Below are 13,054 nucleotides of genomic sequence, written 5' to 3'. Positions count from 1 at the left end.
GGCTAGCGATGACTGAGGACTCTGCGGACGTCGGCGTCGACGATCTCGACAGGCTCGACGACGACGAGCTCAGGTCCGCGCTCGAAGCAGTCCTCCTGGTGGTCGACACGCCCGTGACAACCGAGGAACTCGCGAACGCGGTCGAGGATGAGGTCAAACGTGTTCGCGACATGCTCACCCGGATGAGCCGCGATCTCACCGACGCCGGAAGCGGGATCGATCTGCGATACGCGGGCGACGGTTGGCGCTTCTACACTAGGTCCGAGTACGCGCCGTATGTCGAACGTCTCCTTCTCGACGGGACGCGCAGCAAGCTCACTCGCGCAGCACTCGAGACGCTCGCCGTGGTGGCCTACCGCCAGCCCGTCACGCGCGCGCGAGTCAGCGCGATCCGCGGCGTCAACGTGGACGGCGTGATGCGGACACTCGTCGCTCGGGGCCTGGTCAACGAGGTGGGGAACGATCCCCAGACCACCGGAACCCTGTACGCGACGAGTGAGATGTTCCTCGAGCGACTCGGTCTCGCATCGCTCAGTGAATTGCCCGACCTCGCTCCGCTGCTGCCGGACGTCGACGTCATCGACGACCTCGGCGACGAACTCCTCGACGACCCGCGATTCGCCAAACTCAGCGCTCGTCCGTCAGAATCAGAGGTTGACGCGTCGAAGGAAGCACTCCGACAGGCCGACGAGGAATAACTCGCGCCGCGTTCGCGTCATACACAACTGCACACCAGCAATCGAAGGATTCACTCATGGCATCCGCTAGCCGAGACGGCAGACCGGGACGAGGAGAAGGCGCGGGACGTTCCCGCGCCAGCGACTCTCGCGGCCAGAAGCCGACGGGTAAGAAGACCGGCGGCAAGTCCGCGTCAGGCCAGGGCAAGGGCGGCGCAGCGGCCCAGGGCCGAGGCGGTCAGGGCACCCGCAAGCAGCACCGCAAGGGTTCACGCCCGAACGCCGAGGTCGGCAAGATCCGATTCAACAATTCACGCCCGGCACGTACGCAGAAGCCCGTCGTCGACGGTGACGGCGCCACGTACATCGCCGACGGCATGCGCCTCCAGAAGGTACTCGCCGCAGCAGGCGTCGCATCGCGACGCGGCGCGGAGGAGATGATCGCTGCAGGTCGAGTCGAGGTCGACGGCGAGATCGTGCTTGAGCAGGGCCTCCGCATCGATCCGAACACGGCGATCATCAAGGTCGACGGCGCGCGTGTGGTCATCGACGAGACGAAGCAGTATCTCGCACTCAACAAGCCCAAGGGCTGGCAGTCGACGATGAGCGACGATCAGGGGCGGCCGTGCATCGGCGACCTCGTCGCTGAACGCGTCATGTCCGGGCAACGACTGTTCCACGTCGGGCGCCTCGACGCCGAGACCGAAGGCCTCATCCTCCTGACCAACGACGGTGAGCTCGCACACCGACTCATGCACCCGTCGTTCGAGGTTCCCAAGACGTACATGGCGACAGTTCGCGGAGAGGTGGGCCGTGGTCTCGGTCGTCGCCTGCGGGAGGGCGTTGACCTCGAGGACGGCCCGGTCAAGGTCGACTCCTACACGCAGATGGAGCTCTACCAGGGCGAGTCCCTGATCCGCCTCACGTTGCACGAAGGCCGCAAGCACGTCGTCCGACGCATGATGGACGCCGTCGGCCACCCGGTGATCCGCCTGGTCCGCACCGACATCGGCGCAGTGAATCTCGGCACGCAGCGGCCGGGCAGCCTCCGTGCGCTCGACAGCAAGGAGATCGGCGCGCTGTACAAGGCGGTGGGCCTGTGATGTCGGTCGTCGCCATCGACGGACCCGCCGGAACCGGCAAGTCGACCGTCGCACGGCGTCTCGCCGACCGCGTCGGCGCCCACTACCTGGACACCGGCGCCATGTACCGTGCGGCGACCCTCGCCGTCCAGCGTGCCGATGTCGCCCCTGATTCGGATGACGTCGCGCGGGTGGTCGCCGCCGCGGACATCAGGCTCGCCCCGGGGGAGGACGGCACGACCGTCGTCACGCTCGACGGCGACGACGTCTCGGCCGAGATCCGCACCGACACCGTGACCGCGGACGTGTCCGCGGTGTCGGCCAACGCCGATGTGCGGGAAAGGCTCGTCGACCTGCAGCGTGACCACGCGGATTCGGCGCTGCTCGTCGTCGAAGGACGCGACATCGGGACCGTCGTGTTCCCGACCGCGGCGTTGAAGGTGTTCCTCACCGCCACCCCTGAGGCGCGTGCCGAACGCAGGCACCGCCAGAACATCGCGGCAGGCCGCGAGAGCGTCCTCGACGAGGTGCTCGACAGCGTCAACCGACGTGACCATCTGGACTCGACACGCGCGGCGTCACCGCTGCGGGCCGCGGACGACGCGGTTCTCGTCGACACCAGCGACATGACTTTGGAGCAGGTCCTCGACCGGCTCACCGAGCTCGTTTCCGAGCGGATCGGAGAACACCGATGACTGACGACTACACGGACGCACTGGAGGCGACCGACACCGCGGGCGACGGCACGTGGGAGAGCGAATCGGACTGGGAGCTCGGGGAGTTCCTGAGCGAGAACGTCTTCAACGAGGCTCCGGCACTGCCTGTGGTCGCCGTCGTCGGCCGCCCCAACGTCGGCAAGTCGACTCTGGTCAACCGCATCCTCGGTCGCCGCGAGGCCGTCGTCGAGGACGTTCCCGGCGTCACTCGCGACCGGGTGTCCTACCGGGCTGAGTGGACCGGGACGCCGTTCATGGTCACCGACACCGGCGGGTGGGAGCCCGACGCGAAGGGGATGGGCCAGTCGATCGCGGCGCAGGCAGAATTGGCGATGCGCACCGCCGACCTGATCGTTGTGGTCGTCGACGCCACCGTCGGCGCGACGGCGAGCGACGAGGCCGTCGCCCGTGTCCTCCGTCGTGGCAAGGCGCCGGTGATCCTGGCCGCGAACAAGGTCGACAGCGAACGCGCCGAGGCCGACGCGGCCGTCCTGTGGTCGCTTGGCCTCGGCGAACCGCACACGATCTCCGCAGCGCACGGACGCGGTACCGCAGAACTGCTCGACCTGATCCTGCAGAAACTGCCGGAGAAGCCGCGCGAGCGGTTCGCACCGGGCGGCCCGCGCCGCGTGGCACTGGTCGGCAAACCGAACGTCGGCAAGAGCTCGCTCCTCAATCGCCTCGCGGGCGAGGAGCGGTCCGTGGTCGACAACGTCGCAGGCACCACGGTCGACCCCGTCGACGAGATGATCGAACTCGACGGCAAGCCGTGGCACTTCGTCGACACCGCCGGTCTGCGCCGCAAGGTGCACACGGCAACCGGCCACGAGTACTACGCGTCGCTGCGCACTCGCGCTGCGTTGGAGTCGGCCGAGGTCGCGCTGCTGCTGATCGACGCCGGCCAGCCGATCACCGAGCAGGATCTCCGCATCCTGTCGTTGGTCGTCGAGACCGGCCGTGCGCTCGTGGTCGTCTTCAACAAGTGGGACCTCGTGGACGAGGACCGTCGGTACGAACTCGACAAGGAGATCGACCGGGAACTCGCCCGCGTCCCGTGGGCCAGGCGAGTCAACATCTCGGCGCACACCGGCCGAAGTGTTCAGAAGCTGGTTCCGGCGCTCGAAGGCGCACTCGAGTCGTGGGACCGGCGCGTGTCGACAGGTCGCCTCAACAGCTGGCTCAAGGACGTCATCGCGGCCACGCCGCCGCCGGTTCGTGGTGGACGCCAGCCTCGTGTCATGTTCGCGACGCAGGCCGCGACACGGCCTCCGACGTTCGTCTTGTTCACAAGCGGCTTCCTCGAGGCCGGCTACCGCCGGTTCATCGAGCGCCGTCTCCGGGAGGAGTTCGGTTTCGACGGTTCGCCGGTACGCGTGAACGTTCGAGTCCGCGACAAGCGAGAACAGCGCCGCAAGTGACGACCCGCGTCGGACGATGGCATGATTTTCATGCCGATCCCGGCGATCCGGTGAATGTGAGACGAGGTGTCCGCCCTAGCATGGGCGCATGACACCGAAGGCGCGGGACGTCGCGCTCTGGCTTCCGTATGTTGTTGTGGCAGTCGTGCACGTCGGGTCACTTGCTGCTCAGGGCACGATCGCCGGGCCGACCAAGCTGCTGTTGATGCCGTTGTTGGCGATACCGGTGATCGCGGCCGCTCGGGGCGCCGAGCGTAGAGCGATCGTGCTCATCGGTGCGGCCCTGCTGTTCTCCTGGTTCGGCGACAGCGTCGGGGCGGTGGTGTCCGACGGCGACGAGTTGCCGTTCATGCTGCTGTTCTTCGCCGCTGCACACGTCGCTTACATCGTGCTGTTCGTTCGGATCCTGGCGATCGGCCCGATGCCGCGGTGGGCGCTCGTGTACGTGGTCTGGTGGGTCGTCATGGTCGCCGTCGTGGGCCTGCGCGCCGGGGCGCTCTTTCTCGGCGTCGGTGCGTACGGGCTGGTGCTCCAGGCGACGGCGGCCACCGCGTCTCGATGCAACCGGACGATCGCCATCGGAGCTGCGCTGTTCTTGACGAGCGATTCGTTGCTGGCACTGCTCCTGTTTCTGCCCGAGACCTCGCCCGGCTGGTTCGACCCACTCGCGATGGCGACCTATGTGATCGGCCAGGGCTTGATCAGTTTCGGTGCCCTGCAGGCCCTCCGACCAGGCGATTCGTCGACTAGCGGCCGAGTGGGCTAAGGTAAGTCTCGCTTCCTCAGGGAAGTGGACGGGCTGTGGCGCAGCTTGGTAGCGCACCTGACTGGGGGTCAGGGGGTCGCAGGTTCAAGTCCTGTCAGCCCGACAGTATGACCAGGTGAGGCCTCTTCCGAGAAATCGGAAGGGGCCTTTCTTGTGTCCGCACTTGCCTAAGACTGGCCGGAAGCGAACCTCGACGCTGACCGCTTACTTCGACGGCGACGCTAGCTGGCAGGATCGCGTTCACGTTCGGCGCAGCCGTCGCCCTCTGCACGTAATGCATCCGCGTCACTTCCGACGACGAATGCCCAAGCCTCTTCGCCGCGACTTCGATGGAAACATCACACCGGACGGGGCTCGATGTGCCAAGGTGCGGACGTCGTGCGACTGACCTACTTGGTGAGGATCTGGCCGACGCGCTGATAGCTGACGCCGATGATCTCGCCGATGTCGCGCTGACTCACGCCGGCCTTCTGCAACCGGTAGGCAGTCGCCGACGCGTCGTTGAGTGCCTCTCGTTCTGCCACTGCTGCTGCTTTGCGGGAGGCTGTGATTCGCTGTTCGGCGGCCGTCACGTCGAGGTCGTCGATTGTCACGTGCACGTCGAGGTCGATGGTTGAGGGGGCGACGTCGGCGACGAGGGTGATGTAGTCGCGGGCTTCGGTTTCGATGTCGCCGTAGGTGCGGGCTTGGGTGAGGCCTTCGTCGTGGCCGTTGACACCGTCGAGTTGGGGGATGCGGATCATCCACCAGCGGTCGTCGCGGTAGACGTCGAGTCGGTATGTGGTCATCGGTGTTGGTCCTTTCGGGATCGCATCGGAGGGTCGGATGGTCGAGGGCTATTGGGGCGGCTGGGCGGGCCGCTCCGGTGCGGTCACCCGCACTCGGTGGCGCACCGGGCGATCGCCTGGTTGGCCATGCGGACCATCCCCGCCGAGGTGGACTTGTGTCCGGTGGCGAGGGTGACCTTCACGGTGCCGTGAGGGCAGGTGAACTGCTCGTGGCTGCCCTTGGCGTTGCGGGCGGTGAAGCCTGCGGCGCGGAGGCGCTTGACGGTGGACTTGGTGGGTTCCGGTGCAATCATGATTGTAGTCAAGCGCAGTAGGCAGAAACTATACAAGTCTACTAGGCAAAGAAGTTGGTGACCTTCTACTGACAGCACACCGGTAGGACAGACGGAAATGACAACCGCAGGTAGACGACAATGGTGCCCAAGAGTGGGAACATGCAGGTGAGTGGCAACCAGTAGGCGACAGAGGATCATCGGCCCGGTCTCAGGGGTTCGCAGGTTCAAGTCCTGTCAGCCCGACAGTATGACCAAGGTGAGGCCCCTTCCGAGAAATCGGAAGGGGCCTTTCTTGTGTCCGCGCTGACCTAATTCTCGCCGCCAGCTGTGGGTGGTCCACAGTCGGAACGTTGTGCCGCAAAAGTCACATAGGTGTGGTGTACGAAACGCGCCTCGGTGCAACTTTCCTGCCAGATCGTGAGTTGATCGCGGCAGTCGCTCTCAGGGCTCGGTGTCCGCGGACACGTAGACCCACGCTCGACGACCCGACGCCAAGTCGGCCTGGATCCGACGGTAGTCGTCGACCTCGTAGTCGTCGGTCGCGATCAGACCGTCGTCGGTCAACGTCAGACACGACCCGTCGACGGCGTCCTCCTCGCCGCTCCTGACCAGGATCGGATGGCGATCCGATCCGCTTGTCGCCACGACCTCGGGATCGGTGATCTGCACCCACTCGAGGCGGAATCCGACGAGACGATCGTCGACAGTCGGGACCGGCCCGCCGTACAGGGACGACTGGACGGCGGGCAGGCGAAGAGTTCCGTAGGAGAACAGGAGGTGGGCCACGCCCAGCACGATATCGCCGCGGGTCAGTTCCGTTCGTACGGCGTCTTCTCTCCCGCGGTCACCGCGAACGGAAGATTGTTGCCTGCGGGTGGGAGGGGGCACGTCGCGAAGTCGATGAACGCGCACGGAAGGTTCGTCGCGCGGTTGAAGTCGAGCAGCACATCGCCGCCGTCCTGAATCACGTCATCGGAGGCGTCGATCGCGAGACTGCGGTTGGCAGCGTAAGTCGACACACCCGACGTCGCGTCTGTGAAGAGGATCGACAACCCGCCGGAGTGCCCGTTGAACGCGATGAGGCGGTGTGCTGCGCCGTCGTGTTCGAGGACGATGTCGCCGGGGGAGACGTAGACGTGCTCCAACCCTTCGGCGACGGCGCCCACGGCGATGTCTCGAGGCGCGCTGTACGGTTCGAATCGTCCAGTGATCTGCCACGCGGCATCCGGCTCGAACGCCGGGACACCGCGGAACGCCGCGAGCGTGGACGCCTCCGGGTCGTGAATGCGGATCAAGTAGCCCGCGCCTCGCCGGGCGACCTCGACATGTACCCCGGCGAGTTCAACGACCTCGCCTGCACCTGTCGGGTGCAGGGTGAAAGTCTGGTCGGCGAAAGTCTCGTGATCGGACGCGGTCACATGAGCAGTCTCGCCGTCCGTCCACCAGGTGCCGGGCAACCCTTCGAATAGCTGAGCCTCCGAGTCCAGCCATTCGAGTCGATTGATCGACAACCAGCCGAGCGGATCTTTGAGGGTGCGCTCGCGCGAATCGTGCCACTCCTCCCAATCGGAGGCGAAGCGGTCTGGCGTCGATACGGTCTGTGTCATTGCGGAACTCCTGACGAGTGAGAAAAATGCGGTCCACAAGCACAACGCGGCCGCGGGCGTGGTCGAGTGCATTCCCGTCGGTCCGCGCAGAATGCTTGACTGTGACCGGCGGTGCACAATAGATCCATGAACCTGCATGACATGACAGCCTCGGCCGGAGCCTGGATCCTCGAGAACGGGCATCGCACACTGCTCACCGTCACCGGCGGCCGCTTCCCGAAGAAGATGTTGGGAATGCAGACCCTCGAACTCCACACCGTCGGACGGAAGTCGGGGCAACGTCGATCGACGATGCTGACCGCGCCCGTCTACGAGCCGGATCGCATCGTCGTCGTCGCGTCGAAAGGCGGGCACTCCGACCACCCGGACTGGTTCAAGAACCTGGTGGCACAGCCGGACGTCGAGGTGACCGTCGACGATGTGACGACCGAGTGGACCGCACACCACGCCGACAGCGCCGAGAAGGCCGCGCTGTGGCCGACGATCGTCAAAGCCAATCCAGGTTACGACGGCTACCAGCAGCGAACCGACCGCGACATCCCGGTGGTGATCCTGCGCCCGCGAGCCTGACGCGGTTGATCAATCCGATGTGTGCTTGAGGTACCCGTACAGCGCTGCTCGGTACCCGCGGGTGTAACTCGGTTCGTCGTCGTCGACTGCGGGTTCGGTGTCGAGAACGGTCGATGCGTGATGTTTGGCCCACGACGCCGGGAATGCGGCGAGGCGCATGTTGGCGTCGTCGAACCCCGCCTGGAACAGGCACGGGTCGAGGTGCCCGTCGAGTTCTGGGTCGATGATCGGAAACGACGTCGGCAGCCGGGTGACGATCCCGTATGGGGTGACGATGTCGAGTTCGGGGTACTCCGGAGTGGATGACATCACCGGACGGACCTCCGCTCGGCGAGCGCGCGGTAGAGCGTCGCTCGGCTCACGCCGAGGGCCTCCGCGATGGCGGGGACGGAGAGTCCGTCGGCGCGCATGCGCTCGGCGGTTGCGATCTGGCTGTCGTCGAGTGCCCGTGGTCGGCCGACTGCGACCTCTGCTCTGTGTGAGCCTCGCCGACGGCCGGCGGGCCGTGGCTCCTCGTCCAAAGACGCGAGGGAAGCGAGGACACCGACGATCATCGACCCTGCGGGATCCGAGGTGTCGATTCCTTCGCGGATCGACAGCAGGCCGATCTCCCGGTCGGAGAGATCTCGAGCGCTCGCCAACATCTCGGGCACGGTCCGGCCGAGCCGATCGATCCCGACGACCACCGCGGTGTCGCCCGATCGGGCGTAGTCCAGAAGGGCTGTCCAACCGGGACGTTCGTGGCTGCCATCGGAGGTGCGGCGGTCATCGCTGTAGATGCGTGCTGGCACGACGCCGGCCTCGGAGAGCGCGTCGATCTGCGCTTCGATCGGGGCCGCCCGAACGCTGCCCCTCGCATATCCGAGCAGCATGCCGCCGCTCGTCGTCGAGATTCTCATGTCGCGAATCTTATCGCAAAATGTCGCAGAAATGGTCGGTCGACGCGCTCGTGAATTGAGATTCGATCGGCGGAAATGCAAGTGAGATCGGACATTGCATCACGGAAGGCATGCTGTGCCGTCTTGAAATTATTGCACCTTGTCTCATTAATATTTTGCGATCGGTTGAGTGAGCCTGGTGTCAGTCGATGAGGACGCCGCTCTTGGCGACCTCGGGGTCGGTGCACGACGCGAGGTCGAAGCAGCACGGTCGGCGCTTGCCGTCGCGGAGTTTTGAGATCCCGACGTCGACCCGGCGCGCTCGAGTGCTGGGGTTCTTCGTCGCCTGAACCCAGCGAATCCACTCCCACCGAGCCATCGGCGTGATCGTGGACCACAGTTCGCCGGTATCGGGGGCATGGTCGAGCGCGTCTTGGAAGTCGGAGGGGATATCGGGCTCCGGCCACGACTTCGTCGGGCTCAGGCTGGCGTCGACCGCGTCGCCCGCGGGCAGCTCCGTGTGGTCCAGGTTGAGCCAGTGGCCTCGCTTGCCGTCTGGCTCGACAACTGTGGTGAACTCTCGGCCGGCGAGCGTGCCGACGACTGCGACCTGACCTCGGGACGGTAGTCCGGCGCTGGCGTCCGCGGGCAAGCGGAGGAGTTTTCGGTCGCCGACCTGTTCCACGACAGCGCGGAAGTCGATTGTTGAAGAATTGTTCTCGGTCATGGATTCAGCGTAGGGCGACGTCTCGACCAGCGCTTCTTCATTCCTGATCGGTGTGGGAGCGCTGAATCGCCATCGGTAGAAACTCCAGCAGGGTGAGGCGTGCCTGGTCGGTGTTGTTGTCGACGAGTGCGCCGAGGTGGGCGCCTTCGTAGAGGGCGATGGTGAATCGCGCTGTGGCGAGATCGTCGTCCGTCGGCTCAGCGGAGTCGTCGCCGGAGGTGAATCGGGCGATTGTTGTCGCGAGACGACGGCGGACCCGAGCGTCGTGTTCGTTGAGGAGTCGTGCCGCGTCGCTGTTACGTGCGGCGTAGATGGTGAACTCGGTCGAGATGAGGAACCATCGGCGCTCGGCCTCCGCGTCGGCGACGGCCGCGTGAACCGCGGCAGCTATCGCGCCGGCGAGGTCGGGTGCGTTCTCGAATGCCGAGGCCACCGCGTCGAGCTGGGCGGCCGCGTGCTGTTCGAACAGGGCGAGGAACAGGGACTCTTTGCCGTCGAAGTTCGAGTAGAAGGCTCCGCGCGACAACCCGGCGCGTGAACAGATCTCGGCCATCGTCGCTGCATGGAATCCACGCTCGGCGAAAACCTCGGCGCCCGCCTCGAGGAAGCGGGCGACGGTGCGGGCGCGTGTCTGTTCCCCTTTTGCCATGAGTGTCCTCTCGTCGTGGACCATTGACCGTGTGCGGCGTCACATGACACGATACGCATAACAAGAACCATCGTTCTATTTATGGATGGTCTACTGGAGACGACGAGAGGTCACGCGGTGACAGGCAGTACGACGGACATCAATGGGTTCACACCGGACGCGATCGTCGTGGGGGCGGGCCTCGCCGGCCTCGTCGCCGCGCATGAGCTCGCGCTCGCCGGCCGGCGTGTGCTGATCCTCGACCAGGAGAACCGCAACAATCTCGGCGGCCAGGCGTTCTGGAGTCTCGGCGGACTCTTCCTCGTCGATTCGCCCGAGCAGCGTCGACTCGGAATCAAAGACTCGTCGGCGCTCGCGTGGCAGGACTGGAAGGGCTCGGCGGCGTTCGATCGGCTCGGCGCGGGCAACGAAGACGAGTGGCCGGAGCGGTGGGCGCGTGCCTACCTCGACTTCGCCGAACATGAGAAGCGCGACTATCTCCACGCCCTCGGCCTCCGGTTCACCCCGGTGGTCGGATGGGCGGAGCGGGGCGGCACCGTCGCAGACGGTCACGGCAACTCTGTGCCGAGGTTTCACCTCACGTGGGGCACCGGCCCCGAAGTGGTCCGAGTGTTCCGCGAACCGGTCGAGAAGGCAGAAGGCCGCGGCCTCGTCCGCTTCGCGTTCCGTCACCGCGTCGACGAGCTGATCACCGACGACGGCGCGGTCGTCGGGGTCTCGGGCAGTGTTCTGGAGGCGACGGACGCGGACCGAGGCGTGGCGACCGGCCGCGACGTCGTCGGCGCCTTCGAGTTCCGGGCGCCGACCGTGCTCGTCACATCCGGCGGCATCGGCCACAACTTCGATCTGATGAAGCAGTACTGGCCCACCGAACGACTCGGCCCGTTCCCGAAGCACATCATCGCAGGCGTTCCCGCACACGTCGACGGCCGAATGCTCGAGATCACCGAACAGGCGGGTGGACGCATCGTCAACCGGGATCGGGTGTGGGCCTACACCGAAGGCATCCACAACTGGGACCCGATCTGGCCCGACCACGCGATCCGGATCATCCCCGGACCCTCGTCGATGTGGTTCGACGCCGACGGCGAACGACTGCCCGCGCCCAACTTCCCCGGATGCGACACGAACGCCACGATGGCGGCGATCCTCAAGGGCGGCCACGACTATTCGTGGTTCGTGCTCACCGAGTCGATCATCGAGAAGGAGTTTGCACTGTCCGGGTCGGAACAGAACCCGGACATCACCGAGAAGGATCTCAAGCTCGCTTTCGGCCGCATCAAGAGCAAGGGGGCTCCAGGCCCGGTCGAGGCGTTCAAGCAGAAGGGTGTCGATTTTGTCGTAGCCGACACGCTGGACGAACTGGTCAAGGGCATGAACGAGCTGTCCCGCGGCGGCACCGTCGAAGTGGAGAGACTTCGTGAGCAGATAGAGGCCCGCGACCGCGAAGTGGCGAACAAGTACGGCAAGGACGCTCAGCTCCACCTGATCCGGGGCGCGCGGAACTACCTCGGCGACAAGGTGGTTCGGGTCGCGTCGCCGCACCGACTCCTCGACCCGGCGCATGGCCCACTCATCGCGGTGCGCTTGAACATCCTGTCCCGCAAGACGCTCGGCGGCCTGAACACCGACCTCGACTCCCGAGTGCTGGGAGACGACGGCGCGCCGATCCCCGGTCTGTACGCTGCGGGTGAGGTCGCCGGTTTCGGCGGAGGCGGCGTCCACGGGTACAACGCACTCGAAGGCACATTCCTTGGTGGTTGCATCTTCTCCGGACGCGCAGCAGGACGGGCTGCAGCCCGAATCACTGGAGGCAACGCATGACGAACAGTGGCACCAACCGAACTGCATTGGTGACGGGAGCGTCGTCGGGAATCGGACTCGAGGTGGCCCGCCTGCTTGCGACGCGCGGGTATCGAGTCCTGGGAACGTCGCGCAATCCTGCGACGATTCCAGCGGACAAGAGGTTGGCCGGCGTCGAGTACGTCGCCCTCGACCTCGCAGACCGCGACTCGATCGCGGCGTGCGCCGATGCCGTCGGCGACGTGGACATCGTGGTGCACAACGCGGGGGAGAGCCAGTCGGGCGCGTTGGAGGAACTGCCCGCCGACGCGGTGGATCGCCTGTTCCAGACGAACGTGTTCGGAGTCGTCCAGCTGACCCAGAAGCTCCTCCCGGGCATGCGGGCGCGTGGATACGGTCGCGTCATCACCGTCGGGTCCATGCTCGCGAGTTTTCCGCTGGCGTTCCGCGGCTCATATGTCGCGGCGAAGGCGGCGTTGAAGGGTTTCGCCGCGTCAGCACGCCAAGAACTGTCGCCGTTCGGCGTGTGGGTGGCGCACGTCGAGCCGGGATCGATCGCGACAGGGATCGGCGAACGGCGCACCAAGTACACCGCGGAAGACTCGGTGTACAAGGCCGACGTCGACACGATGATCACCCATCTCGATGCGAACGAGAAGGGCGGAATCTCACCGGTCAAGGTCGCGGAGGTGATCGTCAAAGCGATCGAAGCCGACCCGCCGCGTGAGTTCTACGCGGTCGGGTCGAACGCTCCGGTCGTCTTCCTGCTCAAGCGGCTCATGCCCGTCGGGATCGTGTCGTCGATCATCGCCCGCAAGCACGGCCTACGGCGCTGATAGCCGCTTCGGCGCCTGTCACTCAGTGATGAGGTCCGCGGCCCGCTCACCGATCACAACCGACGGCGCGTGAGTGTGGCCGCGGACGATCGTGGGCATCACAGACGCGTCCGCGACACGCAGCCCGGTGACTCCGCGGACCGTCAGATCGGGTGCGACGACGCTGCCCTCGTCCGACCCCATCCGACACGTTCCGGTGGGGTGATAGAGCGTGTGCGAGTTCTGCTCCAACGCGATCGCAACAGTCTCGTCGAGCGTCGAC

Annotated in this window: 17 protein-coding genes and 1 tRNA gene; 9 read left to right on the top strand and 9 right to left on the bottom strand. The window is 65.8% G+C overall.

All coding sequences use genetic code 11. The features are described 5' to 3' along the window. Positions 1–8 precede the first annotated feature (8 nt). From scpB to GM1_RS19545, 6 genes are all read left to right on the top strand, one after another. Positions 9–698: an SMC-Scp complex subunit ScpB gene (scpB, locus tag GM1_RS19570; RefSeq protein ID WP_223291380.1), complete on the top strand. Its 690-nt coding sequence runs from the start codon at positions 9–11 to the stop codon at positions 696–698. A 56-nt stretch (positions 699–754) separates the two neighbouring features. Next, complete coding sequence (locus GM1_RS19565; protein ID WP_008381781.1) at positions 755–1,780, top strand: pseudouridine synthase; 1,026 nt, start codon at positions 755–757, stop codon at positions 1,778–1,780. Further along, complete coding sequence (gene cmk / locus GM1_RS19560) at positions 1,780–2,454, top strand: (d)CMP kinase (RefSeq protein ID WP_008381779.1); 675 nt, start codon at positions 1,780–1,782, stop codon at positions 2,452–2,454. The genes GM1_RS19565 and cmk overlap by 1 nt, the downstream gene beginning before the upstream one ends. Beyond that, positions 2,451–3,893: a ribosome biogenesis GTPase Der gene (gene der, locus GM1_RS19555; protein WP_008381777.1), complete on the top strand. Its 1,443-nt coding sequence runs from the start codon at positions 2,451–2,453 to the stop codon at positions 3,891–3,893. Before cmk ends, der begins: the two co-directional genes overlap by 4 nt. 88 nt (positions 3,894–3,981) lie before the next feature. Beyond that, a complete protein-coding gene (locus GM1_RS19550) occupies positions 3,982–4,659 on the top strand; it encodes a lysoplasmalogenase family protein (RefSeq protein WP_008381775.1) in 678 nt (225 codons plus the stop codon). Between the two features lie 29 nt (positions 4,660–4,688). Next, positions 4,689–4,762: transfer RNA gene (locus GM1_RS19545), tRNA-Pro, on the top strand. 286 nt (positions 4,763–5,048) lie between these two features. Here GM1_RS19545 and GM1_RS19540 read toward each other — a convergent pair. The 4 genes from GM1_RS19540 to GM1_RS19525 form a co-directional block, all read right to left on the bottom strand. Then, complete coding sequence (locus GM1_RS19540) at positions 5,049–5,447, bottom strand: hypothetical protein (protein WP_008381773.1); 399 nt, start codon at positions 5,445–5,447, stop codon at positions 5,049–5,051. A gap of 83 nt (positions 5,448–5,530) precedes the next feature. Continuing rightward, positions 5,531–5,740, bottom strand: a complete 210-nt coding sequence (locus GM1_RS19535) for a type II toxin-antitoxin system HicA family toxin (RefSeq protein ID WP_008381771.1) — start codon at positions 5,738–5,740, stop codon at positions 5,531–5,533. Between the two features lie 423 nt (positions 5,741–6,163). Next, positions 6,164–6,508: a gamma-glutamylcyclotransferase family protein gene (locus GM1_RS19530; RefSeq protein ID WP_157436223.1), complete on the bottom strand. Its 345-nt coding sequence runs from the start codon at positions 6,506–6,508 to the stop codon at positions 6,164–6,166. Positions 6,509–6,531: 23 nt separating this feature from the next. After that, positions 6,532–7,329, bottom strand: a complete 798-nt coding sequence (locus tag GM1_RS19525) for a DUF1684 domain-containing protein (RefSeq protein ID WP_008381768.1) — start codon at positions 7,327–7,329, stop codon at positions 6,532–6,534. 126 nt (positions 7,330–7,455) lie between these two features. Between GM1_RS19525 and GM1_RS19520 the strand changes: the two genes are divergently transcribed. After that, the gene (locus GM1_RS19520; protein ID WP_008381767.1) at positions 7,456–7,899 is read left to right on the top strand and encodes a nitroreductase/quinone reductase family protein; all 444 of its coding nucleotides are present in this window, start codon (positions 7,456–7,458) and stop codon (positions 7,897–7,899) included. A gap of 9 nt (positions 7,900–7,908) precedes the next feature. On the opposite strand, the gene GM1_RS19515 is transcribed toward GM1_RS19520, so the two are convergent. The 4 genes from GM1_RS19515 to GM1_RS19500 form a co-directional block, all read right to left on the bottom strand. Continuing rightward, positions 7,909–8,208 (bottom strand): hypothetical protein, encoded by a 300-nt coding sequence (locus GM1_RS19515; protein ID WP_008381766.1) that lies wholly within the window; start codon positions 8,206–8,208, stop codon positions 7,909–7,911. Further along, positions 8,208–8,771, bottom strand: a complete 564-nt coding sequence (locus tag GM1_RS19510; protein ID WP_040520807.1) for a recombinase family protein — start codon at positions 8,769–8,771, stop codon at positions 8,208–8,210. The genes GM1_RS19515 and GM1_RS19510 overlap by 1 nt, the downstream gene beginning before the upstream one ends. A gap of 208 nt (positions 8,772–8,979) precedes the next feature. After that, positions 8,980–9,504 (bottom strand): YdeI/OmpD-associated family protein, encoded by a 525-nt coding sequence (locus tag GM1_RS19505; protein ID WP_008381763.1) that lies wholly within the window; start codon positions 9,502–9,504, stop codon positions 8,980–8,982. Positions 9,505–9,541: 37 nt separating this feature from the next. Then, complete coding sequence (locus tag GM1_RS19500; RefSeq protein WP_008381762.1) at positions 9,542–10,153, bottom strand: TetR/AcrR family transcriptional regulator; 612 nt, start codon at positions 10,151–10,153, stop codon at positions 9,542–9,544. Between the two features lie 117 nt (positions 10,154–10,270). Here GM1_RS19500 and GM1_RS19495 point away from each other — a divergent pair, with 117 nt between their 5' ends. Beyond that, positions 10,271–11,977: an FAD-binding dehydrogenase gene (locus tag GM1_RS19495; protein WP_008381760.1), complete on the top strand. Its 1,707-nt coding sequence runs from the start codon at positions 10,271–10,273 to the stop codon at positions 11,975–11,977. Beyond that, a complete protein-coding gene (locus GM1_RS19490; protein WP_008381759.1) occupies positions 11,974–12,792 on the top strand; it encodes an SDR family oxidoreductase in 819 nt (272 codons plus the stop codon). Before GM1_RS19495 ends, GM1_RS19490 begins: the two co-directional genes overlap by 4 nt. Before the next feature lie 18 nt (positions 12,793–12,810). Here GM1_RS19490 and GM1_RS19485 read toward each other — a convergent pair. Beyond that, positions 12,811–13,054 (bottom strand): GMC oxidoreductase (locus GM1_RS19485; protein ID WP_008381758.1); only part of this gene is annotated, 244 nt, incomplete at its 5' end.

Origin of the sequence: Gordonia malaquae NBRC 108250 (genome assembly GCF_000344135.1) — a bacterium.
Lineage (GTDB): Bacteria > Actinomycetota > Actinomycetes > Mycobacteriales > Mycobacteriaceae > Gordonia > Gordonia malaquae.
Note: the sequence above shows the minus strand (reverse complement) of the source record. Positions and strands in the feature narration are given on the sequence as shown.

Excerpts from the sequence above, each read along its gene's own strand:
- GM1_RS19550 (WP_008381775.1), top strand. The coding sequence starts at position 3,982 with ATGACACCGAAGGCGCGGGACGTCGCGCTCTGGCTTCCGTATGTTGTT.
- GM1_RS19500 (WP_008381762.1), bottom strand. The coding sequence starts at position 10,153 with ATGGCAAAAGGGGAACAGACACGCGCCCGCACCGTCGCCCGCTTCCTC.
- GM1_RS19535 (WP_008381771.1), bottom strand. The coding sequence starts at position 5,740 with ATGATTGCACCGGAACCCACCAAGTCCACCGTCAAGCGCCTCCGCGCC.
- GM1_RS19515 (WP_008381766.1), bottom strand. The coding sequence starts at position 8,208 with ATGTCATCCACTCCGGAGTACCCCGAACTCGACATCGTCACCCCATAC.
- scpB (WP_223291380.1), top strand. The coding sequence starts at position 9 with ATGACTGAGGACTCTGCGGACGTCGGCGTCGACGATCTCGACAGGCTC.
- GM1_RS19565 (WP_008381781.1), top strand. The coding sequence starts at position 755 with ATGGCATCCGCTAGCCGAGACGGCAGACCGGGACGAGGAGAAGGCGCG.
- GM1_RS19520 (WP_008381767.1), top strand. The coding sequence starts at position 7,456 with ATGAACCTGCATGACATGACAGCCTCGGCCGGAGCCTGGATCCTCGAG.
- cmk (WP_008381779.1), top strand. The coding sequence starts at position 1,780 with ATGTCGGTCGTCGCCATCGACGGACCCGCCGGAACCGGCAAGTCGACC.
- GM1_RS19505 (WP_008381763.1), bottom strand. The coding sequence starts at position 9,504 with ATGACCGAGAACAATTCTTCAACAATCGACTTCCGCGCTGTCGTGGAA.
- GM1_RS19490 (WP_008381759.1), top strand. The coding sequence starts at position 11,974 with ATGACGAACAGTGGCACCAACCGAACTGCATTGGTGACGGGAGCGTCG.
- GM1_RS19510 (WP_040520807.1), bottom strand. The coding sequence starts at position 8,771 with ATGCTGCTCGGATATGCGAGGGGCAGCGTTCGGGCGGCCCCGATCGAA.
- GM1_RS19525 (WP_008381768.1), bottom strand. The coding sequence starts at position 7,329 with ATGACACAGACCGTATCGACGCCAGACCGCTTCGCCTCCGATTGGGAG.
- GM1_RS19540 (WP_008381773.1), bottom strand. The coding sequence starts at position 5,447 with ATGACCACATACCGACTCGACGTCTACCGCGACGACCGCTGGTGGATG.
- der (WP_008381777.1), top strand. The coding sequence starts at position 2,451 with ATGACTGACGACTACACGGACGCACTGGAGGCGACCGACACCGCGGGC.